This is a genomic window from Cellulomonas sp. EB106-03-03-XG116, from assembly GCF_058792015.1.
Map to the genome: position 1 here is coordinate 151,377 of NZ_JBYTEP010000001.1, position 22,647 is coordinate 174,023.

The following is a 22,647-nucleotide window of genomic DNA, read 5'->3' on the forward strand; positions in this document are numbered from 1 at the left end:
CCTAGTCCGGGGCCGCCGCCAGCTCGTCCCACACGGGCCCGTAGCCGAGGCGCGCCTGCTCCATCGCGACGACCTCCCGCGCCAGCCCCGCCTCGGTCACGTCGACCGCCGCGACGGCCGCCGCGGCCACCGACGACTCCCGCACGTAGGCGTCGAACACGCGCCGCTTGCCGGCCAGCAGCTCGACGAGGCGCTCGTCCACGCCGTCCTCGGCGAGCAGCCGGTGCGCCACGACCGCTCGCACCTGGCCCATCCGGTGCAGCCGGGCGACGGCCTGCGCCTCCGCCGACGGGGTGAGCTGCGGCTCGCAGAGCACCGTCACGGACGCGGCCTGGAGGTTCAGCCCGACGCCGCCGACGGTGATCTGCGCGACCAGCACGCCGTCGCGGGGCCCGGCCGAGAAGGCGTCGATGACCTCCTGACGCTCGTCGGCGGGGACGTCGCCGGTGAGCGGGCCGAACACCCGGGGCGCGCCGGGCCCGGCCCCCAGCGCCCCGGCGACCACGTCCAGCACGTCCCGGAAGTACGAGAACACGACCGTGCGCTGCCCGTTCGCCCCGGCCTCGGCGACGATCTCCCGCAGCCGGCCGAGCTTGGTCGACTCGCCCGGGTCGGCCGTGAGCCAGGCCGCGCGGCGCATCGCCATGAAGTTGCCGGTCGCCACCGCGGCCCGGTAGACCTCCTCGCCGGCGGGGGACAGGTCCTCCCACTCGTCGACCAGGACCAGGTCGGGCAGCTCGACCAGCACGTCGGCCTGGTTCCGGCGCAGGTAGACCGGCGCGACGTCCCGGCGGAAGGTGTCCGCGCCCACGAGGCCCAGGTGCCGGGGGAGCGACCCCGCGAGGTCCGGGTCGAGGAGCCGCACGAGGGCCACGAAGTCGTCGATCCGGTTGTCCATCGGCGTGCCGGTCAGCAGCAGCAACCGCCACACCGCCGACGCCCACGCCGCCACCGCCCGGGACCGCTGCGCCTCCGGGTTCTTCACGTAGTGCGCCTCGTCGACGACCAGCATCGCCACCCCGTCGGCGCCGTCGAGCGGCACGTGCGGGAGGCCCTCGAACGTCGTCACCCCGACCCCGCCCTCGGCGTGCCAGCGGGCGATCGCCGCGGCGCGGTCCGGCCCGTGCAGGCGGTGCCCGGTCAGGGTGGTCTTCGCGTCGATCTCGCGCAGCCAGTTCACCAGCACCCCGGCGGGGCAGACGACGAGGAACCGCCGCTCGCCGCCGGCCGCCAGGTGCGCGATCGCGGCCAGCGCCTGCACGGTCTTGCCGAGGCCCATCTCGTCGCCGAGCAGCGCCCGGCCCTGGTTGAGCGCGAACCGCGCGCCGAACTCCTGGTACCCGCGCAGCGGCACCCGCAGTCCCGCCAGGTCGAGCGGGTGCGCGGCGACCCGCTCGGCGAGCTCCGCCGTGAGCAGGCCGCGCGCGGCGAGCACGTCCTGGGCGAGCGGCACGATCGTGCCGAGCACGCCGTACAGCTCGGCCGCGCGCCGCTCGAACGCCTCCCACAGCGCCGGGCCGTCGGTGTCGGGGACGGCGCACGCGGCGGCGAGCCGGTCGATCGTCGCGGCCAGACCGCCCGCGTCCAGCGTGGCGTCCCAGGCCGCCAGGGCCGCCAGCGCCCCGCGCGCGCGGTCCTTCGTCGCCCGCCGGGACAGCGCGAACCGCAGCCGGCCTGCGGCGGGTGCGGCGGACGCGGCGTGCACCGGCACCGCCGACGCGTAGGCGGTGAGCGCCTCGCGGTGCGGCTCGACGAGCGGGCGCAGCCGGAGCAGCCGGTCGAGCAGCCGCAGCACCTCGGCCGTGGTCGCGGTGTCGGGGCGGCCGGAGCGGTCGACCTCCAGGCGCACCGGCACCCCGGCCCGGACCGCCTCGGCGAGCTGGTCGACCGCGGCGACGACGCTCCGGGCGGTCTGCGTCCCGACGCCCGGGACCTCGTCGAGCGCGGCAGCGGGGACCCCGAGCAGGTCGGCCGCCGTGGCGTACCTGGCGTCCGTCAGGGCCCGCAGCCGCAGGTTCCGGTCGGTCATCGCGCCGAGCTGCTCGACGGGGACGACGCCCAGCTCGGCGCGGACCCGCTGCTCGCGGTCGGTCTCGACCAGCCCGGCCACGCGGACGGTCGCGCCGTCGAGGTGGTCGAGCACCGCGCGGGCGCGGTCGGCCAGGGCGCCGTGCCGGGCCAGCAGATCCCGCGCGGCGGCGCCGGGCTCGACCGGGGCCGGCTCGGCGAGGGGCGCGGTGCTCATCGCCCGCGATGCTACGGCGCGGGCGTCTCCGTCGCCGTCGGGCTGGGGACGGCGGCCGCCTCGGTCACCCGCACGGTCAGAACGTCGCACTGCACCGGCGCCGACTCCGCGCACCGGGCCTCCGGCGCCAGCCACACCTCGACCCGGTCGCCGTCGCGCAGCTCGGCCACCGTCGCCTGCGAGCCGTCGGCGGCGAGCACCGACGGCTCCGCACCCAGCCCGGCGAGCGCCATCCCCTCGAAGTACGGGTCCGACGCCTCGGTGAGCGCCCCGCCCGCGGCCACCCCGGTGACGTCCGGCGTCGGCTGCCCGCCCAGGTGCTCGGACGCGGACGGCGCGGGTGCGGCGGGGGAGCCGGCGGGGGAGCAGCCGGTGACCAGGCCGGTCACGGCGGCGAGCACGGCGGTCCCGAGCAGGGCGACGGCGGGTCGGCGGACGGCAAGCACGGGCCGATCGTCGCACCGATCCGCGCGGCCGGGGAACCGCGGGCCGCCCCCGGATGCGGCATCGCCCCGCAGTCCGCAGGCTGAGGGTCACCGAATCGCCGAGAGGGGTACGTCGATGCGCGCCATGGTGTATCGCGGGCCGTACAAGGTCCGCGTGGAGGAGAAGGACGTCCCGAGGATCGAGCATCCGAACGACGCGATCGTGAAGGTCGTGCGAGCCGCGATCTGCGGTTCCGACCTGCACCTCTACCACGGGATGATGCCCGACACCCGGATCGGCCACACGTTCGGCCACGAGTTCATCGGGGTGGTCGAGCAGGTCGGCTCGTCGGTGCAAAACCTGCAGGTCGGCGACCGCGTGATGGTGCCGTTCAACATCTACTGCGGGACGTGCTTCTTCTGCGCGCGCGGCCTGTACTCGAACTGCCACAACGTGAACCCGAACGCGACCGCGGTCGGCGGCATCTACGGGTACTCCCACACGACCGGCGGCTACGACGGCGGCCAGGCGCAGTACGTGCGCGTGCCGTTCGCCGACGTCGGCCCGGAGAAGATCCCGGACTGGCTGGACGACGAGGACGCGCTGCTGATGACCGACGCGCTGTCCACCGGCTACTTCGGCGCGCAGCTCGCGGACATCCGCGAGGGCGACACGGTCGCGGTGCTCGGAGCGGGCCCGGTCGGCCTGTTCGCGGCGCGGTCGGCCTGGCTGATGGGCGCCGGCCGGGTGGTCGTGATCGACCAGCTCGACTACCGGCTCGAGAAGGCGAAGGAGTTCGCCCACGCCGAGACGCGCAACTACGCGGAGTACCGGGACATCGTGGTCGAGATGAAGCACGCCACCGACGGCCTCGGGTTCGACCGCGTGATCGAGGCGGTCGGCGCGGAGGCGGACGGCAACCTGATCCAGCACGTCACCGCGGCCAAGCTCAAGCTGCAGGGCGGGTCGCCGGTCGCGCTGAACTGGGCGATCGACGGCGTCCGCAAGGGCGGCACCGTCTCCGTGATGGGCGCCTACGGCCCGATCTTCTCCGCCGTGAAGTTCGGCGACGCGATGAACAAGGGCCTGACGCTGCGGATGAACCAGGCGCCGGTGGCCCGGCAGTGGCCGCGGCTGCTCGAGCACATCCGGAACGGCTACCTCAAGCCGTCGGACATCATCACGCACCGCATCCCGCTCGAGCACATCGCCGAGGGGTACCACCTGATGTCGTCGAAGCTCGACGGCATGATCAAGCCGGTCATCATCCCGGACGAGGACTGAGGGGGCACGACCATGCCGTACCGCGCCGAGAAGCCGCCGCTCGCGGAGACGCCGGAGCAGCTCCGGGCCCGCATCCCCGGCTGGGGTGCCGACCTCGACCCCGCCGACCGCCCGTCGTACCCGCGCGAGCGGACCGACCTCCCCACCGGTGCCCACTGGGACTTCCCGGAGCGCCAGCCGGAGCCGTACCCGCGGGAGCGGTCGATCGAGCACACCCAGCTCCCGCCGGTGTTCGGCACCGCGCAGCCGCTGCACGGCCCCGCCGGGGCGATCCGGCGGTACGCCTACGACCGGTTCAGCGAGGGCCGCGCCGCGCACTGGCTGCTGCTGATCGCCGCCGACCGGGTGGAGTCCACGACCGAGCACCTGAAGTCGTTCGGCACGCTGCACCCGGACAACCCGATCACCGAGACCGGGATCCTGTCCGAGCCGCGCCGGCACCCGATCGCCTCGCGGAAGGGCCGGGTCGACGTCCGGCACCAGGTGCTGGACCCGCTGATCGTGGCGGGCCCGTGGATCGCCGGCGGCCTCGCGGCCGTCGCCGTGCTGCGCCGGGTCACCCGGAAGGGCTGACGCTCGCCGCCGAGCGCGGTGGCTCGCGTCGAGCGCGGTACCCCCAGGTACCGCGCTCGGCTGCGTCTCCCGCGCTCGGCGCCCGACGTACCCTGGTCGCCCCGCCCGCCGCGCCAGTCAGGGAGCGACCATGACCAACCTCGAGGCCGTCGCCACCGAGCGCGTGTGCACCCCCGGCGGCGGCGACGCCGGCGCCGGCCTCCCCGCCGGGGTCGAGCTCCTCGAGCCCCGGGACGTCCCGCTCGGGGGCATCCGCGCGATGTCGGTCCGGCGCACGCTGCCCCAGCGGGCCCGGTCGTTCGTCGGCGCGTGGTGCTTCCTCGACCACTACGGGCCCGACGACGTCGCCGCGACCGGCGGGATGCGCGTCCCGCCGCACCCGCACACCGGCCTCCAGACGGTGTCCTGGCTGTTCTCGGGCGAGATCGAGCACCGCGACAGCCTCGGCACCCACTGCCTCGTCCGGCCCGGCGAGATGAACCTCATGACCGCCGGCCGGGGCATCAGCCACTCCGAGGACTCGACCGACGCGACCACGGTCCTGCACGGGGTCCAGCTGTGGACCGTGCTGCCGGAGGCCGACCGCGGCGCGGCGCCGGCGTTCGAGCACCACGTCCCGCCGGTCGTCCCGCTCGACGGCGGGGAGGCGCGGGTGTTCCTCGGCACGCTCGCCGGGTCGACGTCGCCGGTGCGGACGTTCAGCCCGCTGGTCGGAGCGGAGGTGCGGCTGCGGCCGGGGACCGCGCACACGTTCGAGGTGGACCCGGCCTTCGAGCACGCGGTCCTCGTCGACGCCGGGGCGCTCGCGGTCGACGGCGTCGCGGCTCCCGCGCACCACCTGCTGTACCGCGAGCCGGGCGCGACGACGCTGACCCTCGCCGCGACCGGCGACGTCGAGGCGCGGGTGCTGCTCATCGGCGGGCTGCCGCTCGGCGAGCAGATCGTCATGTGGTGGAACTTCATCGGGCGGGACCACGACGAGGTCGTCGCGGCGCGCGCCCGCTGGCAGGCCGAGATCGCCGACCCCGGGGGACCGGCGCCGGGGTTCGGGCGCGTGCAGGGGCACCCGGCGGCGCCGCTGCCGGCGCCGCCCATGCCGGAGCTGCGGCTGCGGCCGCGCGCGTAGCCCGGCGCGGCCGCACCCGGCCGCCCCGGCCGCCCCGGCCGTCAGGCGACCGGCATCGCGTCCGGATCGCCGATGTGCCCCGGCGCGTTCGCCGCGAGCACCCGCTGCACGAACGCGCAGTACTCCGCCATGTAGTGCCGCAGGAACTGCGCGAGCGTGTCGTCCAGCAGCGTCCCGTCGTCGGCGAACGTGCCCGCCTCCACCTGCACGTACACCTCGGGGGCGTTGAGCTGCGGCGCGTCGAGGAAGCTCAGCACGCCGCGCATGGACGACTGCATGACGGCGGTGCCGATCTTGCCGATCGAGGCGCCCGCGATGCCGGTCGGCTTGCGGGCGAACGCGTTCGTGCCCCAGGGGCGCGAGCCCCAGTCGATCGCGTTCTTCAGCGCGCCGGGGATGGAGCGGTTGTACTCCGGGGAGACGAACAGGATGCCGTCCGACTCCGTGATCGCCCGCTTGAGCTCCCGGGCCTCCGGCGGGTAGTCCGCGTCGTGGTCGGGGCTGTAGAGCGGGAGCCCGCCGATCGGGATCTCCCGGAACTCCAGCTGCTCCGGGGCGAGCGCGATCAGGGCGTTCGCCAGGGTGCGGTTGATCGAGGTGCTCGACAGGCTGCCGACGAAGTAGCCGATGGTGTACGACATCGCGGTCTCCGGTCCTCTGGCGGCGGGGGCCCGGCCGGCCCCCGCGCGGCGACCACCAGCCTGGCACCGGCGCGCGCGGGCTGCGCGGCGGCCGTCGGACCCGGGGTGCGACCCGGCGCGCGGCACCGCGTGCGGCCCGGGGCGCCGGTGCCTGGGTAGGTGCCCGGCGGGGCGCGTGCGTCCGTGCTCCGCGCCGGGGCGCGCCGGGCGGCGGCGCTCTGCGTAGGTGCTCCCGGTGCCGCCGCTGAGTGGTGCCCCAGGCGGAACAGTCCCTACCCGGGGGCTGACGCACACGGAGGGCTGACGGTGGAGGCAGAGGGATTCGGGCTGACGGTGGCGGCGGCGCAGCGGTGGCTGCCGCTCGGCCGCGACGTCCTCGTGCGCGGGGACCGCGGCGCGGGCAAGACGACGGTGCTGGAGGGCCTGCTCGCCGACGCCTCGCGGCGGGGCGTGACCGGCATCCTGCTGCGCGCGGGCGGCTCCCGGCCGCTGTCGGCGCTGCTCGACCACGCGTCGTCGTCGGTGCGCGTGCCGGACGAGGCGGCGCTGACCGACTGGCTGACCGACGAGCTGCGCGCGCGGCGCAGCGTGCTCCTGGTCGACGACGCGGACCGGATGGACGACGCGAGCCTCGGCGTGGCCCGGCGCGTGCTCGGCCGCACGGGGTCGCTGCTCGTCGCCGCGAGCACCGCCGACCCGCTCCGCGCCCCCGGCGGCGGCCTGCGCGACCTGCTGCTCGGCCGGGCGCCCGCCGAGGTGCGGGTGCAGCCGTTCGGGTTCCGGGCGGTCGCGACCCTGCTCGAGTCCGTCCTCGGGGCGCCCGCCGACACCGGGCTGACCGCGTCGGTGATGGCCGGCACCGGGGGCAACCCGCGGGCGGTCGTGGCGCTCGCGGACGCGGCCCGGGCGTCCGGCGCGCTGCGCCGGCAGGACGGGCTGTGGGTCGAGGACGGGACGCTGGGCGACGTGCCCGTGGAGGCGGTCGCCTACGTGTTCCTGTCCGGGCTCGGGCCGGCCTGCGTCGGGGCCCTGGAGACGCTCGCGAGCGCCGGCCCGCTGCCGGCCGACGTGGCGGGCCGGCTGGTGGACCCGTCCGCGCTCGCGGAGCTGTCGGACCACGGCCGCGTCGTCGGGCACGAGCTCGCGGGCTCCGGCGAGGTGCTGGCGGTGTCGCCGCCGCTGCTCGCCCGCGCGCTGCGGGAGCGGGTGTCGCCGTACCGCCGGCGCCGGCTCGCGGAGCGGGTCGCGGCCGAGGGCGGGGGCCTCGCCGCGGCGGCGTCCCCGGTCGACGACCTGACCACCGTGCTGCTGGCCGCGCCGTCCGGCGAGGGCGGCGCGCCCGCGTGGGTCGCGCAGGTCGCCGGCCTCGTGCACGAGCGCGCCACCGCGGACGAGGGAGCCCGGCGGGCGGAGTGGCTGGCGCACCCGACGCTGGCCACGGCCAACGCCTACCTCGCGGCGCTGATGCTCCGGCCGGCCGCCGAGCAGCTGGAGGAGGTGTTCGCGCGCATGGAGCCGGGCGAGCACGACGACGCGGGGGCGCGCGCGGCGTTCGCCTTCTACCGCTCCCGGTGGGCCGCCTGGGCCGCGACCGCGGCGGGCCCCGCGGGGCCGGCGGCCACGGCGCCGGACCCGCTGGCGGTCGACCTCGCGGTCGGCCAGCCTGGCGCCCGTCCGTGGGAGGATGGCGAGGCGGAGGACGGGACGACGGAGGACGCGGCCGAGGTCGCGCTGCCCGACGTCGCGCTGCCCGAGGTCGCGCCCGCCGACGACGGCTGGCCCGTCGCGGGGCCGGACGACGCGTGGCCCGACCCCGTGGACCCGGACCTCGCCCCGGTCGCCGAGCTCGGCCGGCTGAAGCCGCGCCTGCTCCGGGAGCTCGCGGCGGGCCGCAGCCCCGCGGAGGTGGCGGCGGAGGTCGAGCCCGAGACGCGGGTGCCGTTCGTGCGCGGGTGGCCGTCGGTGCTGCGCGCCGCCGCGCTGCTCGAAGCCGGCTGGCCCGAGGCCGCGCTCGAGGTGGTCGAGCGCACCGACCTGTCCTGCGCGGCGCCCGAGCCGCGGCACTACCTCGCGGCCCTGCGCGGCCAGGGCCTGCTGCAGGCCGGCCGCATCGACGAGGCGGAGCAGTGGCAGCGCCGGATGCTCGACGCCGCCTACGACGAGGTCGACGCCCTGGCCATCCGGGTGCACGCCAGCATGCTGGCCGAGGTGCTGTACATGTCGTCCCAGACCGCCGCCGCCTGGCGCGCGGTGAGCACGGCGCTCCGCCTCGGCGCGCCGGGCCCGGTCGGGACCACGTTCTACCGCCGCGGGCTCACCGTGGGCGCCGTCATCCAGGCGCACGCCGGCAACCTCACGCTGGCCCAGGTGCTCGTGCGCGAGCTGGACCGCTCGCCGCAGGCGTACCGGCCGCTGCTGCGCTCGATGCGGCCGCTCGCCCGGGCGGCGCTCGCGGCGGCGTCCGGGGAGGCGCTCGCCGGCGCGCGCATCGTCCGCCGGGCGGCCCGCGCCTACGCCGCGGAAGGGCTGCTGCAGCCCGCGCTGCTCTGCTGGACGCTGGGCTCGGGCGACCTCGACGCGCTCCGGGCGCAGGCGGTCCGCGAGCTCGGGGCGCGGACCCGGGTCCCGCTGCTGGAGCCGTACGCGCAGGTCGTGGTCGGGCTCGCCGAGGGCGACCGGGACGTGGTCGCGGCGGCCGTGTCGCGGACGAGCGCGGCGACCGCCCCGGCGCTCGCCCGGGCGGCCGAGCAGCTCCTCGGCGTCCAGGAGGGCACCCCGCGACCCGCGCGGGCGCCCGTGCCCCGGCTGATCGCCGGCGTGCGCGCCGAGCCGCTCTCGGTCCGGGAGCAGGAGGTCGCCGTGCTCGCGCGCGAGGGCCTGAGCAACCGGCAGATCGCCGACCAGCTCTACCTCAGCGTCCGGACCGTCGAGAACCACATGAGCCGCGCGCTGCGGAAGCTCGGGCTGGTCAGCCGGGGCGAGCTGGTGCAGTGGGGCGGCTGACCGGCACGCCCTGACGCACGGCGCGGGGGATCTCGGCGACCTCGTCGACGACGGCGAGCAGCCGGACCACCGCGTCGTCGGGGGCCGTGGTGTCGAGCCGCACCTCGTAGGTGACGCCCGTCGACGCCCAGGTCTCCGGGGCGAACCCGCCGCGCGCCGTCACGGCGACGCCGTCGAGCGGCAGGCCGCGGGCGTGCGCCTCGCGGTAGACGTCGTTGAGCACGCAGCCGGCGACCGCGAGGTGCAGCAGGTGCGCGCCGGTGAAGGCGACGGTGGCGCGGACGCCGTCGTCCGTCCACCGGTGGGGGAGGGCGAGCGCGTCGCCGTCCGCGGGCGCCAGCGTGCCGGCGCCGACCGTGACCGCGAAGTCCTCGGGCACCGGCGCTCCTCCCCTCGGGCGACGACGGCAGCGTAGCCCCGGCCCTCGCGGCACCTACGTGCGGCGGCGCCTGGCGCTCACCGGCAGCGCGCTGACCCTCAGGCCGCCCCGTCCGGCCACTCAACCCGGGGGCCCGGACCACTCACCCCGCGGTGAGCGGCGGTCCGGGGGCCCTTGAATGGACGACGTCGGAGGGCCTGCAGCGGCTGACAGGCCCTCCGACGTCGAGGTCGCCGGTGCTCGGCACCGCCCCCCGTCGGGCACCGGGGCCCTCGTCGTCGGACCGTGATCTCGGTCACGAGCGCCGACCAGCGACCTGCGGCGATGCACCCGGTCTGTGACCAGGCTGTGTGAGCGTTCACCCCGGGGGACGCCAGGTTGTTGACCGCTGCACCATCGCGGGCCATAGTTCATCCCGACGGTGCGCATCGCCTGCCCCCTGCGCGGTGCGCACCGTTCACTACGTCGCCCGTCGCCCGTCGAGCCGCTGCTCCGGGCCCGCGGCCCTCCCCGCTCGGCCGGGCGCTCCGGCGCCGCGCCGTCGACGGCCCCCGCTGCCGCCGGTCGACGCCCCGCGCCGCGCCCGTCGACGCCTCGCGCCGACGCCCCGGGCCGGCGGCCCGCGCCGGCGTCCCGCCCGGCGAGTTCCGCGTCATCACCCGCCTCGGCGGCGCGTCACGTCGGCGGTCGGGGGGTGTCCCGGTTAGCGTGCTGCGGGTGAAGGTCCCTGCGCGCCGCTCCGTCCCCGGGCAGCAGCCGGCCGCCTCCGCCGAGGCCGCGCCGGTGACGCCGCCGACCCCCGCGACGACCGCCGGCGGCCCGACCGCCGGGACCGGCACCGAGGGCCCCGCGCCCCGGCGCGACACCCCGCACGACGGCGAGACGCCCATGCCCGAGCCCACCGACCCCGCGACCCCGGGCGGCCCCGTGCTGGTCGAGCCGCCGTCCGCCGCCGAGCTCGTCGAGGGCGCCGCCGGCACCTGGCGCGCCGCGCTCGTCGAGGCGGCCGGCGGGTCGACGCTGGCCGACGTCGAGCTGCTCGGGGACGCCGCGCTCGACCTGTCCGCCGCGCACCCCTCCGGCATCGCCCAGCTGTTCGCCGGGCGGGAGACCCGGCTGTCGAACCTCGTCCGGGAGGGTGCCGCGCTCGGCACCGCCCGGCGCCGCGCCCGGGCCGTCGCCGCCCGCGCCGGGACCTACGCGCAGCAGTACGGCATCGCGCCGACCTACCTGGCCATCGGCGTCGCCTCGTGGACCGAGCACTCGACGCCGGACGTGGCGACCGACGACGTCGCGGCGATCGCCACGGCGACCCGGGAGTCCTCGGCCCGGTCGGGCGACGACGGCGGCGACGGGGAGACCGGCGCCCCCGCCCCGACGGCCCGCAGGGTGCGCGCGCCCGTGCTGCTCCGGCCGGTCTCGCTCCGCGCCCGCGGCACGGCCGAGAGCGACTACGAGCTGACGCTCGAGCCGTCCCTCGAGGTGAACCCGGTCCTGGCCCGCGCGCTGCGCTCGCGCGGCGTGCTGCTCGACCCCGGCGCCGTGGCGCGCAGCGCGTTCACGGGGTCCGGCTTCGACCCGCGCGACGCGATCACCCGGCTGACCTCGCTCGGCACCGCGGTCCTCGACGACTTCCAGCTCGTCGACCGGATCGTCGTCGGCACGTTCGTGCACCCCGGCCAGGTGCTGGTCGACGACCTGGACCGGCTCGCCTCCGCCCTGGAGCGGCACGAGGTCGTCGCCGCGCTGGCGGGCGTCCCCGAGGCGGTCGCCGCGCTCGACGTCGCCCTGCCCGAGCCGGCCCGCGGCGACCGGGACCCGGCGCTCGAGCGCGGCGTGGGCGACCTGGACCCGGCGCAGCAGCACGTCCTCGACGTGGTCGCCGGCGGGTCGCACGTGTTCGTCGACGCCCCCGCCGACAGCGACGTCACCGGTACGCTCGCCGCGCTGGTCGCCGACGCCGCGGCCGAGGGCCGCACCGTCCTGTACGTCCCCGGCCACCGGCGCGCCGCCGTCGCGCTGCGCGAGCGCCTGGAGCAGCTCGGGGTGGGCGAGGTCCTGCTGGACGTGGCACCCGACGCCGCCTGGCGCGCCGCCTCGTCGCGCCGGCTGATGGGCGCGATGACCCTCGACGTCGACCCGGGCGACCCGGTCGCGACCGCCGAGCTCCGTCGCGCCCTCGTCGAGCGCCGGGAGCGGCTGCGCGGCTACGTCGACGGCCTGCACCGGGTCCGCGAGCCGTGGGGCGCGTCCGCCTACGACGCCTTCCAGGCGCTGGCCCGGCTCACCGCCGAGCGGCCCGCGCCCCGCACCACCGTCCGGCTGGCCGCCGAGGTCGCGCGCACCCTCGACGCCGACCGCCGCGCGGCCGTCGGCGCGGAGCTGCGCGAGGCCGCCGAGGCCGGGGCGTTCACGCTCCGCCCGGTCGACACGCCCTGGTACGGCGCCGCCCTGCTCACCGACGACGAGGCCGCGGACGCGCTGCGCCGCGCCGAGCGCCTGGCCGGCGAGGACGGGCTCGCCCGGGTCGCGAGCCGGATCGCGGAGGTCGCCGAGGTCACCGGGTTCACGCCCGCCGCGACGCTCGCCACCTGGGCCGAGCAGCTCGAGGTGCTCGCGGGCGTCCGCGGGGCGCTCGACGTGTTCCAGCCGATCGTCTTCGAGCGGAGCCCGGCCGACATGGTCGCCGCCACCGCGTCGAAGGCCTGGCGGGCCGAGCACGGCACCCCGATGGGCTACTGGCTGCGCCGCCGCCTCAAGAAGCAGGCGAAGGACCTCCTGCGCCCCGGCCGCCCGGTCGCCGACCTGCACGCCGCCCTGCTCGACGTGCAGCGGCAGCGCGCCATCTGGGCCGAGCACTGCCCGGCCGGCGGCTGGCCGCGGCTGCCCGAGGGGCTGGGTGAGATCGAGGCCGAGCACCGCGAGGTGCGCGCCGACGTCGAGGCGCTCGGCGTCGTGCTCGCCGGGACCCCCGAGGGCGCCGACCTGCTCGGCCGCCCGATCGGCGAGGTCCTGGACCGGGTGCGGCGGCTCGTCGCGGCGCGGGACACCCTGGCCCGGCTCCCCGAGCGCACCCGGCTGCTCCGGTCGCTCCGCGCCGCCGGCCTCGACGAGCTGCTCGACGACCTCGCCACGCGCCGGGTGCCGGCCGGTCTGGTCGCCGCCGAGCTCGAGCTCGCCTGGTGGAGCACCGTCTTCGAGCAGCTGCTCGCCGCCGACCCCGCCCTCGCGGGCTACGACGGCCGCACCCTCGGCCGGCTGGCCGCGGAGTACCGGCAGCTCGACGTGGCGCACACCGCCGCGCTGGCCGGGCCGGTCCGCGCCCGCGCCGCCGCGCACGTGCGGAACACGATGGCCGCGCACACCGAGCAGACCGAGGCGCTGTTCGCCGAGCTCGTCGAGGAGCGGCTGACCGGGCTGCGCGAGACCTTCGAGCGGTACCCGGACGTCGCCCGCCGGCTGCGGCCGGTGCTCGCGGCCGCCCCGATGCTCGTGCCCCAGGTGCTGCCCGCCGCCCGGACCGTCGACCTCGTGGTCCTGGACGCCGCCGCGCACCTGCCCGTCGAGGTCGCGCTGCCCGCGATCGCCCGCGGCCGCCAGGTCGTCGTCGTCGGGGACCGGCGGTGCGCCTCGGGCACCGCCGTCCGCGAGCTCGCCGACGTGCTGCCGACCGTGCCGCTGCGCGCGGACGCGTCCCGCCGCGACCCGTACCTCACCGCGTTCCTCGCCGCCCACGGCTACCGCGACGTGCTGTCGCCCACGCCGCTGCCCACCAGCGCGGCCGCCGTCGGGCACCACCTCGTCGACGGCACCGGGATGCCCGACGGGTCCGGCGCCGTGCAGAGCACCCGCGCCGACGTCGACCGGGTCGTCGAGCTCGTCATCGAGCACGCGCTCACCCACGGCGAGGAGTCGCTGGCGGTCGTCACCGCGTCGCCGGTGCACACCGCACAGATCCGCGAGGCCGTGCTGGCGCAGGTCCGGGACTCGCCGTCGCTCGCCGCCTGCCTCGACGGCGCGCGGCCCGAGCCGTTCGTCGTCACCGACCTGACCAACGTCGCCGGCCTGCGCCGCGACGCGCTGATCCTGTCGCTCGGCTTCGGGCGGACGCCGCACGGGCGGGTGCTGCACCGGTTCGGGCCGATCAGCGGGCCCGGCGGCGACGCGCTGCTGCTCGCGGCGCTCGGCGTCACCCGGCACCGGCTCGACGTCGTGTCCTGCTTCGCGGTGGGCGACGTGGACCCCGAGCGGCTGCGCGGCCCGGGGCCGCGGCTCCTGGCCGACCTGCTGCGGTTCGCCGAGCGGCGGGCCGCGGGGGAGACCGACCTGGCGATCGCGGCGGCCCCGGTGGACGAGGAGCCGGCCGCCGACGAGACCGTTTCCGACGACACCGCCGACGACGCGCCGGCCGAGGGGCCCGCCGCCGAGGAGGTCAAGGCCCCGGCGGTCGCGCAGGAGGTCGAGGCGCCCGCCGCCGAGCACGCGCCGGACCGCCTCGTCGTCGACCTCGCCGAGCGGCTCTGGCGGCACGGGCTGGTCGTCGAGCTGGACCACGGCCTGCCCGGCGGGCTGCACCTGCCGCTCGCCGTCGGCCACCCCGACCTGCCGGGCGAGCTGCTCGTCGCCGTCCTCACCGACGACGACGCCTACCTGCACGAGCCCAGCGTCCGGGTCCGCGACCGCCAGGTCGCCGAGCGGCTCGAGCGCCTCGGCTGGAGCGTGCTGCGCGTCTGGTCGGCCGCCGCGTTCCTCGACCCGGAGGCCGAGGTCGACCGCATCCGCCGCGCCCTGCACGCGGTCGCCGACCGCCGGCTCGCGGAGGCCGAGGCCGACCGGGCCCGCGCTCGGCTGCTGGTCCCCGCGCCGCTGCCCGACGACGACGGCACCGGCCCCGCGCCCACGCTGACCGGGTTCGCGGTCGTGCCGGGCGCCGACCTGCCGGCCGGCGGCGGCGCGCGACCCGGCGAGCGCCGGGTGCTCGACGCAACCGGGGCGATCACCGTCGTGCCGGACACGTCGGCGGAGGACCGGGACCCGGCGCCCGCGGGCGACGGCTCCGGGGGCGCGCCCGAGGTCCCGGCGCGGTGGACCCCGCCGGCGGCGCCGGGGGCCGGGGCGGGCGCGACGTCGCCGGGCCGGGCCGACGGGGACTCGTCCGCGGACGGCCCGCGCGCCGCCGCGGGCTCCGGTGCGTCGGACGCCGACGGGTCGCGCGCGGGTGCGGCCGGTGCGACCGGTGCCGGCTCGCCGCGGTCGCAGGAGCGCCCGGCGTCGTCGGCCGCCCCGGCGACCGCCGCGCAGATCCCCGGCGTCATGGAGGCGGCCGCGCCGATGACCGGCGCCGTCCGCGCCGTCCAGCCGACGCTCGCCGTCCCGGGCGGCCCGCGACCCGACGTGCGCCCCGGCCTGCCGATCAGCGCCTACTCCGACGACCAGCTCGACGACCTCGTCGCCTGGCTGGTCTCCGACGGCACCGAGCGCACCCCCGACGAGCTCGCCGCGGCCCTGCGCGCCGAGCTCGGCATCACCCGCCGCGGCGCCCGGGTCGACTCGGTCGTCTCGGCGGCGGTCACCCGCGCGACCCGCTGACCGCCCCGCGTCGACCGGGCGCGGCGCGCGGGTTCCCGGCGAGCGGACCGCGCCGCGGAGGACCGCTTCGCCGAGAGAGGACCGTCTCGCCGAGAGAGGACCGTCTCGCCGAGATAGGACTGAGGACGGTCCTATTGCGGAGCGGAGGTCCTATCTCGGCGGGGGCGGTGCCGCGGGGTCCTCGGAGGGCGCAGCCGCCCGCGGCGAGGCGGGGCCGGCGATCGGGCGGGGTCGGGGTCCGGCGACGCGGCCCGTGTCGTCGGGGCGCGGGGTGGGACACTGGACGGGTGACCACTCCGACCGAGCAGGGCCCCGAGCCCACGGACCGACCCCGCCGTCCGGTCGACGACTCCCCGCTCATCCCGAGCCGCAGCGCCGACGACTCGGACACGGGCTGGGGCGACGACCGCGGCGACTCCAACGACGACCGCCTCCGCCGGGACGTCCCGCCGCACTGGTGACCCCCGCCCCCGCCGGCTGCGCCGACATCGGTGCTTCCGCTCGAGATCGGTGGTTCTGAGCACCGATCTCGGTCCGAAGCGCCGATCTCGCGCTCACGACCGACGTCACGCGGGCCCGCCGAGCGGCCGGTCGGCGAGGGCCCGGTGGGACGGGAGCGTCGGCGCGTGAGCACCGGGCGGGCGGTCAGGCCAGGGGCGGGTGGCCCGGGTCGCCGGTGCCGGTCGAGCGGCCCGTGACGCCCGGGGTCGCCGGGCCGGAGGCGTCGGGGGTCACGGCGGTCCCGGGTGCGGAGCCCGCGGTGTCCTGGCGGAGCGCCGGGCTCGACTGGGCGGCCAGCAGGTCGCGGATCTCCTGGAGCAGCAGGATGTCCTCGGACGGACGCGCGGGCTCCGCCTCGATCCCGCGCTTGCGGCGCTCGGCCATCTTGTTGAGCGGCAGCACGATGAAGAAGTAGACCGCCGCGGCGGTGATGAGGAACTGCAGCAGGGCGTTGAGGATCAGGCCCATGTCGATCGTGGCCTTGTTGATCGGCCCGATCACCCAGATCTCCGAGATGTCCGGCTTGCCGAAGATCATCGCGATGAGCGGCGAGATGAACCCGTTCTGGATGGCGGCGATGACGGTGCTGAACGCCGCGCCGATCACGACACCGACGGCCAGCTCGATCGCGTTCCCGCGGGAGATGAAGTCCTTGAACCCCTGCAGCACCTTGCCGGCGCCCCTGGCGCCCTCGGTCGCGCTGCGCAGGCCCTTGTTCAGTGCGTCGCTCATGCGGTGAGATCCCCCGGTGTGCTGCGGCGATGTGTCCGCATCATCCCACGATGACCGCGCTGAGCACGCGGGACGCGGCTGCGCCGCTCAGGGCCACCGACTCGTCGGGGTCGACCGCGAGGAGCACCGGCGTGCTCTCCGTCGACGTCGTGCCGCCGCCGAGCAGCCCGCCGCCCGAGCCCGGATCGAGGTCGTCCCCGCCCGGTCGCGCGAGCACGACCGCCGCCCGGGCGAGCCGAGTCGCCTCGTCGCCGTCGTGCAGCGCGGCCGCGACGACGTCGACGCGCATGCCCGGCACCAGCACGTCCGCGACACCGGCGTCGGCGAACCGCACCGGCACCACGACCGTCCCGGCGGGCCCCGCGGCGGCGTCGTCCACGAGCAGCCCCGCCACGAGCGGCAGACCCGCCGGCACCGCGACCGCGAGCCGTCGTCCGGTCAGCGCCGCCACCGCCGAGGGCCGGGTCGGGCCCGCGTCGCCAGCCCTGCCGACCGCGGCGCCGGCGGCGTCGGCCCCGTCGTCCGCCGCGCGCCCGCCCGCCGCGCGCCCGTCCGCGGCGGAGCCCGCGTCGGCATCCGACCCGGTCACCGACCACTCGTCGGCGAGCCCCGCCGGCAGCAGCGCGAGCGGCACCTCCGCGAGCCGCACGTCCTCGGGCGCCAGCACGCTGCCGAGCGCCAGGTCGCGCGCCGCGACCGGCACCCGTGCAGAGGGCGGGTCGGCGGGCCGCAGCAGCCCGACCGCGACCAGGGCGGCGAGCCCGGCGCACAGCGCGGCCACCGGCCGGCGGGCGCGCCAGGCCAGGAGACGGAGCCGGCGGCGGGTGGTCGCGGGCAGCGGGTCGGTGAGGGGCACGACGCCGACGCTACGGAGCGCGCGAGGGCGCGTCGGGCCCACGGGTGGACCGGCTGGGGACGGCGTCCGCCCGCCCGGGCTGTGGAGGACTCGGCGCCCGCTCGGGACGTGGGTCCGGCGACGACGCCGCGGACGGCCCGACCCCGGGCGTCAGCTCGCGGCGGGCTTCGCGGCGCTCGTGGTGGAGGACGAGGTCGACGACGCGGCCGGCGCCGGGGTCGACGTGCTCGTGGTCGACGACGACGTGCTCGACGTGCTCGACGACGACGAGCTGCTGCTGCTCGCGGACGTCGTGGAGCTGGAGGTCGACCGCGAGTCGTTGCGGTAGAAGCCCGAGCCCTTGAACACGACGCCGACGGAGGAGAACACCTTGCGCAGCTTCCCGCCGCAGGCGGGGCACTCGGTGAGCGCCGCGTCGCTGAACGACTGGTGGATGTCGAAGGCGTGGCCGCACTCGGTGCAGGTGTAGGCGTAGGTGGGCACTGCTGTCTCCCGCGGATGACGTGACCTGGGTGGACGGGAGCAGGTCGCCGGGCGGACCTGCCCGCGCCCCTGGCACTCCCTCTGTCCGAGTGCCAATGATACGCGCGCCCGCGATATTCCTCGTCGGCCGTCCGCGGCCGCGCCGGAGCCGGGCCCGCGCGCGCCCCGGCTCAGCCGCCGAGCCGCACCCAGCGCTCGGGGGTCGCGACGATGTCGACGGTCCGGTCGTGCGGCTCGTGCGGCAGCGGCCGGGTCCCGGCGTCGTACAGCTCCTCGGCGAACACGAGTGCGACGACGGGCGTCCCCGGGCGGGCGTGCGCCAGCGCGCGGTCGTACCAGCCGCCGCCCTGCCCGAGCCGGTTGCCGGCGGTGTCGACGGCGAGCGCGGGCGCCACGATCACGTCGACCTCCGCGATGGCGTCGGCGCCGAGCGAGGGGCCGGACGGCTCCGGCGGGCGGCCGGGCGCGCGCTCGAGCAGGTCGTGCCGCCCGGCGAACCACGCCCACTCGCGCTGGAGCCCGGCGCCGAGCACCGGGAGCAGCACCCGCGCGCCGCGCGCCGCGAGCGCGTCGAGCAGCGGCCCGGTGTCGGGCTCGGTCGGCCGCGCGCTGTAGGCGGCGACCACGCCGGCGTCCGCGAGGACCGGGATCGTCTCGACGACGTCGACGAACGCCTCGGCCGCGGCGGCCCGCAGCCGGGGCGACCGGGCGCGGCGGGCGGCGCGGATGGCGGCCCGGAACTCGTCCTTCACCTCGGTGATGCTGCTGCCGTCGGAGACGTGCGGATACGGCTGGGCAGCGGCGCTCATGGCACCCAGTCTCGCAAATCGCCCCCGTACCGGGTAGGACCAAAGGGGTTGCGCGGCGCGGCCGGTGGGCGGTGGGCCGCACCGGCCGGGCATGATGCGGGCATGAGATCCGTCCAGGACCAGCTCGCGGCGGTGCTCGCCGGGGTGGGACCGGTGGCCCCGCTCGACGTGGTGCTCGCCGACGCGGCCGGCACGATCCTCGCCGAGGACGTCGTGGCCCCGGCGGACGTCCCCGACCGGCCGGTCGCCGCGCGTGACGGCTACGCGGTGGCGACCGGCGACCTGCGCGGGGGCGCCCCGGGTGCGCCCCTGGTGCTGCCCGTCGCGCACGACGTGCTGGCGGGCGACCCCGCGGCGCTGCGGCTCGCCCCCGGTCAGGCGGTGCGGATCGCGTCGGGCGGTCCCGTGCCCGCGGGCGCCGACGCCGTGGTCCCGGCCGAGGACACGGATCGCGGTGCCGTGCGGGTGACCCTGCACCGGGTGCCGGTGCCGGGCGAGCACGTCCGCGCCGTCGGGGCCGACACCGTGCGCGGCGCCGTCGTGCTGGCGGCCGGGACCCGGCTCGGCGCGCGGCAGCTCGCGACCGCGGCCGCGGCGGGACGCGGCCGGCTCCGGGTGCACCCCGCGCCGCGCGTCGTGATCGTCTCGATCGGCTCCGAGCTCGCCGAGCCCGGCACCCCGCCGCGCGACGGCGGCGTGTACGAGTCGGCGGGCCACGCGCTCGAGGCGGCGGTCCGCGACACGGGCGCGACCCCGGTCCGGGCCGGCGTGGTGCCGGACGACCGCGCCGTGCTGAGCGAGGCGCTCGAGGACCAGCTGGTGCGCGCGGACGTCGTCGTCACGACGGGCGGGTTGTCCGAGTCGCAGCACGACACCCTCGCCGACGTCCTCGCCCCGCTGGGGACGGTGCGGTTCGACCAGGTGGCGATGGCACCGGGCTTCCGGCACGGCTTCGGCACCCTCGGCGACGGGCCGCACGCGGTGCCGCTGTTCGCGCTGCCCGGCCACCCGGTGGCGTCGCAGGTGGCGTTCGAGGTGTTCGTCCGTCCCGCGCTGCGGGCGATGGCCGGGCACACCGACCTGTTCCGCCCGTCGGTGACGGCGCGCGCGGACGTCGGGTGGCCGTCGCCCGAGGGCGTGCGGCAGTTCGTGCCGGCCGCGGTCGTCGGTACCCCGGGCGAGGGGTACCGGGTGACGCCCGTCGGCGATCCCGCGGTCCCCTCGATCACGGGGTTCGCGCACGCCAACGCCCTCGCCGTCGTGGGGGAGCAGGACTCCGCCGTCGTCGCCGGGCAGGTCGTGCACTGCCTGGTGCTGGAGGGCTGATGCCGCGCGGCTGGCCCGTGGCGCTGTCCGACGGCGACGTCCGGCTGCGTCCGCTGCGGCGGTCCGACGAGGCCGCGTGGATGCGGCTGCGCGCGGTGAACGCCGCCTGGCTGGAGCCGTGGGACGCGACGTCGCCCGAGCCCGTGACGGGGCGGCGGCCGACGTTCGGGCAGTTCGTCCGGACGCTCGACCGGCAGGCCCGGTCGGGCACCTCGCTGCCGTTCGCGATCGAGCACGCCGGGGAGCTGGTCGGCCAGCTCACCGTCTCGGGGATCACCTACGGGTCGCTCTACTCCGCGTCGGTGGGCTACTGGGTCGCGCAGCACGTGGCCGGCCGGGGGATCACGCCGACGGCGGTGGCGCTGGCGACGGACCACTGCTTCACGACGCTCGGGCTGCACCGGGTCGAGGTGAACATCCGCCCGGAGAACCGGCCGTCGCTGCGGGTGGTCGAGAAGCTCGGCTTCCGGGACGAGGGCCTGCGCGAGCGGTACCTGCACATCCAGGGCGCGTGGTGCGACCACCGCACGTTCGCCCTGACGACGGAGGACGTGCCGCGCGGGCTGCTGGCGCGCTGGCACGCGCGGCGCTCGTCGGACGTCTGACCGATCCGTCCGCTCTGCCCGGGTTCGTCCGGGTGTGGCAGGCTGTGCTCGGACCGCCGAATGACATCCGTGTGATTTTCACGCGGTGGGCCGCTCGACACGCCGCGACGGGTCCGGGGCCGGTGCCTGCGCCGCACCTACCGTCGTGGAGTGTACGAATTCGCCGGACCAGCCGCCCTCGTGGTGGTCGGCCTGTGGATCGCGTACCTGGTGCCGCACAAGCTGCGGCACCGGCAGCAGCTGCTGGAGTCGCGGACCGACGACCGGTTCTCCGACGCCCTGCGGGTGCTCGCCGTGACCGGACCGGAGGGGTCCGGCCGCCGGCGGCGCGCGGAGGTGGCGGGGGGAGTCCGGCAGGACTGCGGCCCGGTGGAGAAGCGGGCCGGGCTGCTGACCCCGGGGACGGGGAACCGGCTCGCGACGACGGAGAGGGGAGGGGCCGAGGTGGACCGACCGCACGGGACCCAGGACAGGATCGGCGCCGACGCCGCCCGTCGTGCCGCGCAGCTGCAGGCCGCCCACGCCGCCGCGACCGCCCGCCGGGGCGCCGCCGCGCGCCGGCGCGGAGCCCTCGCGGGCGTGCTGCTGGCCGCCACGGTCGCCGGGTGGGTCGTCGCGGGCGTGACCGCGCTCGGCGTGCTCGCCGGCGTGGTGCCCACGGTGCTGCTCGCCGGGGTGCTCGGCCTCGGCCGCCGCGCCGTGGTGCAGGGCCGCCTCGCCGAGGACGAGTGGCAGCGCCGGATCCACGAGGCCACCGCGCCGCTGCGCGAGCGGGCCGCGCGCCCGGGCCGCAAGGGCGCCGCCGGTCGCGCCGTGCGGCCGTCGCTCACCGAGACCCAGGCGATCGAGCGGGTGCGGGCCGACGCCCCCGTCCGGACCTCGACCCGGGTGCGGGACGGTGGCCGCGAGGGCGACACGTGGACGCCGGTCGCCGTGCCCAGGCCCACCTACGCCACCAAGGCCCCCGCGCCGCGCCGCGAGCCCGCCCCGCTGGGCGAGGTCGAGGGCTCGACGCACGCCGCGCCCGTGCGCCGCACGACGGCGACGCCCGACGAGGCCGCTGCGGTCGCGGCCGAGCAGACCGTCGTCGCGGCGACGGGGACGGACGGCGCGCCGGCGTCGACGACCCCGTCGGCCGCGCCCGCGGACGCGACCCCCGCCGGCGCGCCCGCGCCCTCCGACGCGGCCCCGGCCCGTGGGGGCGTGACCGCCCCGGCGACCGAGGAGCCGACCGGCTCGATCGACCTCAACGCCGTCCTCGCCCGCAGGCGTGCGGCCGGTGCGTAGGGTCGCGACCAGCGGTGTCGTGAGCACCCGCGAACGGGTGCTAGGCTGATCACCGCTTCAAGGGGCTGTGGCGCAGTTGGTAGCGCGTCTCGTTCGCAATGAGAAGGTCAGGGGTTCGAATCCCCTCAGCTCCACCTGAAGGCAAGGCCCGGGATCCTCGATCCCGGGCCTTCGTCGTTCCCCGGCGGCGTGTCGGTGGTCGCGGCTAGCGTCGGCGTCATGCGGGTGATCTACAACACGGCGACGTCGCTCAGCGGGTTCATCGCGGACGAGGAGAACTCGCTCGCCTGGCTGTTCGCGGTCGACTCCGCGACCCAGCCCGACCACGAGGCGTTCCTGGCCGGCATCGGGGTGCTGGTGTCCGGCTCGACGACCTACGAGTGGGTGCTGCGCGAGGAGGACCTCGTGGCGCACCCCGAGAAGTGGCCGGCCTACTACGGGGCCCGCCCGTACTACGTGTTCACGAGCCGCGACCTGCCCGTGCCCGAGGGTGCCGACGTGCGGTTCGTCCGCGGGTCGGTGGCGGAGGCGCTGCCGGCGATCCGCGAGGCGGCCGGTGCGGGCGACGCCTGGGTGATTGGCGGCGGCGACCTCGCGGGCCAGTTCCTCGACGCCGGGGCGCTCGACGAGGTGCAGGTCAGCGTGGCACCCGCCGCCCTCACCGGCGGGGCGCCGGTGCTGCCGCGGCGCGTCGGGCCGGACCGGCTGCGGCTGCGGTCGGCCGAGCGGTTCGACCAGTTCGCCCACCTGACGTACGACGTGCTGCCGCCCTCCTGACGACG

General features: G+C 77.7%; 18 protein-coding genes, 1 tRNA gene and 1 pseudogene. 12 read left to right on the forward strand and 8 right to left on the reverse strand.

What is annotated here, in order from left to right:
* Position 1 precedes the first annotated feature (1 nt).
* Together AC3WUG_RS00660 and AC3WUG_RS00665 are read right to left on the reverse strand one after the other, a co-directional pair.
* Positions 2-2,245, reverse strand: coding sequence for a DEAD/DEAH box helicase (locus AC3WUG_RS00660; RefSeq protein WP_492325864.1), 2,244 nt, complete (start codon positions 2,243-2,245; stop codon positions 2-4).
* 11 nt (positions 2,246-2,256) lie between these two features.
* The gene (locus AC3WUG_RS00665) at positions 2,257-2,691 is read right to left on the reverse strand and encodes a hypothetical protein (protein WP_492325865.1); all 435 of its coding nucleotides are present in this window, start codon (positions 2,689-2,691) and stop codon (positions 2,257-2,259) included.
* Positions 2,692-2,806: 115 nt separating this feature from the next.
* On the opposite strand from AC3WUG_RS00665, the gene AC3WUG_RS00670 reads away from it, so the two are divergent.
* From AC3WUG_RS00670 to AC3WUG_RS00680, 3 genes are all read left to right on the forward strand, one after another.
* Positions 2,807-3,955: a zinc-dependent alcohol dehydrogenase gene (locus AC3WUG_RS00670; RefSeq protein WP_492325866.1), complete on the forward strand. Its 1,149-nt coding sequence runs from the start codon at positions 2,807-2,809 to the stop codon at positions 3,953-3,955.
* 12 nt (positions 3,956-3,967) lie between these two features.
* Positions 3,968-4,528: a hypothetical protein gene (locus tag AC3WUG_RS00675; RefSeq protein ID WP_492325867.1), complete on the forward strand. Its 561-nt coding sequence runs from the start codon at positions 3,968-3,970 to the stop codon at positions 4,526-4,528.
* Positions 4,529-4,658: 130 nt separating this feature from the next.
* Positions 4,659-5,654 (forward strand): pirin family protein, encoded by a 996-nt coding sequence (locus tag AC3WUG_RS00680; protein ID WP_492325868.1) that lies wholly within the window; start codon positions 4,659-4,661, stop codon positions 5,652-5,654.
* Between the two features lie 41 nt (positions 5,655-5,695).
* Here AC3WUG_RS00680 and AC3WUG_RS00685 read toward each other — a convergent pair whose 3' ends face one another.
* Complete coding sequence (locus AC3WUG_RS00685) at positions 5,696-6,295, reverse strand: NADPH-dependent FMN reductase (protein WP_492325869.1); 600 nt, start codon at positions 6,293-6,295, stop codon at positions 5,696-5,698.
* A gap of 306 nt (positions 6,296-6,601) precedes the next feature.
* Here AC3WUG_RS00685 and AC3WUG_RS00690 point away from each other — a divergent pair, with 306 nt between their 5' ends.
* Positions 6,602-9,298 carry a helix-turn-helix transcriptional regulator gene (locus AC3WUG_RS00690; RefSeq protein ID WP_492325870.1) on the forward strand — a complete coding sequence of 899 codons (2,697 nt, stop codon included), beginning with the start codon at positions 6,602-6,604 and terminating at the stop codon, positions 9,296-9,298.
* Here AC3WUG_RS00690 and AC3WUG_RS00695 read toward each other — a convergent pair.
* Positions 9,264-9,677, reverse strand: a complete 414-nt coding sequence (locus AC3WUG_RS00695; RefSeq protein WP_492325871.1) for an OsmC family protein — start codon at positions 9,675-9,677, stop codon at positions 9,264-9,266. The two genes, AC3WUG_RS00690 and AC3WUG_RS00695, sit on opposite strands and share 35 nt — an antisense overlap.
* An 888-nt stretch (positions 9,678-10,565) precedes the next feature.
* Here AC3WUG_RS00695 and AC3WUG_RS00700 point away from each other — a divergent pair.
* Positions 10,566-15,266 carry a hypothetical protein gene (locus AC3WUG_RS00700; RefSeq protein ID WP_492325914.1) on the forward strand — a complete coding sequence of 1,567 codons (4,701 nt, stop codon included), beginning with the start codon at positions 10,566-10,568 and terminating at the stop codon, positions 15,264-15,266.
* 287 nt (positions 15,267-15,553) lie between these two features.
* A complete protein-coding gene (locus AC3WUG_RS00705; protein WP_217615136.1) occupies positions 15,554-15,727 on the forward strand; it encodes a hypothetical protein in 174 nt (57 codons plus the stop codon).
* Between the two features lie 184 nt (positions 15,728-15,911).
* On the opposite strand, the gene mscL is transcribed toward AC3WUG_RS00705, so the two are convergent.
* Together mscL and AC3WUG_RS00715 are read right to left on the reverse strand one after the other, a co-directional pair.
* Entirely contained in the window at positions 15,912-16,499 is a 588-nt protein-coding gene (mscL, locus tag AC3WUG_RS00710; protein WP_492325872.1) for a large conductance mechanosensitive channel protein MscL, read from the reverse strand.
* A 40-nt stretch (positions 16,500-16,539) separates the two neighbouring features.
* Positions 16,540-17,355 carry an SAF domain-containing protein gene (locus AC3WUG_RS00715; protein WP_492325873.1) on the reverse strand — a complete coding sequence of 272 codons (816 nt, stop codon included), beginning with the start codon at positions 17,353-17,355 and terminating at the stop codon, positions 16,540-16,542.
* 181 nt (positions 17,356-17,536) lie between these two features.
* On the opposite strand from AC3WUG_RS00715, the gene AC3WUG_RS00720 reads away from it, so the two are divergent.
* Positions 17,537-17,683 carry a hypothetical protein gene (locus tag AC3WUG_RS00720; RefSeq protein WP_492325915.1) on the forward strand — a complete coding sequence of 49 codons (147 nt, stop codon included), beginning with the start codon at positions 17,537-17,539 and terminating at the stop codon, positions 17,681-17,683.
* A 62-nt stretch (positions 17,684-17,745) separates the two neighbouring features.
* On the opposite strand, the pseudogene AC3WUG_RS00725 reads toward AC3WUG_RS00720, so the two are convergent.
* Positions 17,746-17,838: pseudogene (locus tag AC3WUG_RS00725) on the reverse strand (FmdB family zinc ribbon protein); the annotation flags it as partial.
* Between the two features lie 170 nt (positions 17,839-18,008).
* Positions 18,009-18,647, reverse strand: coding sequence for a 5-formyltetrahydrofolate cyclo-ligase (locus AC3WUG_RS00730; RefSeq protein ID WP_492325874.1), 639 nt, complete (start codon positions 18,645-18,647; stop codon positions 18,009-18,011).
* Between the two features lie 102 nt (positions 18,648-18,749).
* Between AC3WUG_RS00730 and AC3WUG_RS00735 the strand changes: the two genes are divergently transcribed.
* The 5 genes from AC3WUG_RS00735 (at position 18,750) to AC3WUG_RS00755 (ending at position 22,642) form a co-directional block, all read left to right on the forward strand.
* Positions 18,750-19,973, forward strand: coding sequence for a molybdopterin molybdotransferase MoeA (locus AC3WUG_RS00735; protein ID WP_492325875.1), 1,224 nt, complete (start codon positions 18,750-18,752; stop codon positions 19,971-19,973).
* Positions 19,973-20,578, forward strand: coding sequence for a GNAT family N-acetyltransferase (locus AC3WUG_RS00740; protein ID WP_492325876.1), 606 nt, complete (start codon positions 19,973-19,975; stop codon positions 20,576-20,578). Before AC3WUG_RS00735 ends, AC3WUG_RS00740 begins: the two co-directional genes overlap by 1 nt.
* Positions 20,579-20,728: 150 nt before the next feature.
* Positions 20,729-21,865 carry a SepX/GlpR family protein gene (locus AC3WUG_RS00745; RefSeq protein ID WP_492325877.1) on the forward strand — a complete coding sequence of 379 codons (1,137 nt, stop codon included), beginning with the start codon at positions 20,729-20,731 and terminating at the stop codon, positions 21,863-21,865.
* 61 nt (positions 21,866-21,926) lie between these two features.
* Positions 21,927-21,999 (forward strand) — tRNA-Ala (locus AC3WUG_RS00750).
* Positions 22,000-22,084: 85 nt separating this feature from the next.
* On the forward strand, positions 22,085-22,642 hold the full coding sequence (locus AC3WUG_RS00755; RefSeq protein ID WP_492325878.1) for a dihydrofolate reductase family protein: 558 nt from the start codon (positions 22,085-22,087) through the stop codon (positions 22,640-22,642).
* Positions 22,643-22,647 lie beyond the last annotated feature (5 nt).

What these genes read in the sequence shown, in the direction of transcription:
- AC3WUG_RS00685 (WP_492325869.1), bottom strand. Translation starts at nt 6,295, where the DNA reads ATGTCGTACACCATCGGCTACTTCGTCGGCAGCCTGTCGAGCACCTCG.
- AC3WUG_RS00730 (WP_492325874.1), bottom strand. Translation starts at nt 18,647, where the DNA reads ATGAGCGCCGCTGCCCAGCCGTATCCGCACGTCTCCGACGGCAGCAGC.
- AC3WUG_RS00675 (WP_492325867.1), top strand. Translation starts at nt 3,968, where the DNA reads ATGCCGTACCGCGCCGAGAAGCCGCCGCTCGCGGAGACGCCGGAGCAG.
- mscL (WP_492325872.1), bottom strand. Translation starts at nt 16,499, where the DNA reads ATGAGCGACGCACTGAACAAGGGCCTGCGCAGCGCGACCGAGGGCGCC.
- AC3WUG_RS00700 (WP_492325914.1), top strand. Translation starts at nt 10,566, where the DNA reads ATGCCCGAGCCCACCGACCCCGCGACCCCGGGCGGCCCCGTGCTGGTC.
- AC3WUG_RS00755 (WP_492325878.1), top strand. Translation starts at nt 22,085, where the DNA reads ATGCGGGTGATCTACAACACGGCGACGTCGCTCAGCGGGTTCATCGCG.
- AC3WUG_RS00660 (WP_492325864.1), bottom strand. Translation starts at nt 2,245, where the DNA reads ATGAGCACCGCGCCCCTCGCCGAGCCGGCCCCGGTCGAGCCCGGCGCC.
- AC3WUG_RS00670 (WP_492325866.1), top strand. Translation starts at nt 2,807, where the DNA reads ATGCGCGCCATGGTGTATCGCGGGCCGTACAAGGTCCGCGTGGAGGAG.
- AC3WUG_RS00740 (WP_492325876.1), top strand. Translation starts at nt 19,973, where the DNA reads ATGCCGCGCGGCTGGCCCGTGGCGCTGTCCGACGGCGACGTCCGGCTG.
- AC3WUG_RS00680 (WP_492325868.1), top strand. Translation starts at nt 4,659, where the DNA reads ATGACCAACCTCGAGGCCGTCGCCACCGAGCGCGTGTGCACCCCCGGC.
- AC3WUG_RS00735 (WP_492325875.1), top strand. Translation starts at nt 18,750, where the DNA reads ATGAGATCCGTCCAGGACCAGCTCGCGGCGGTGCTCGCCGGGGTGGGA.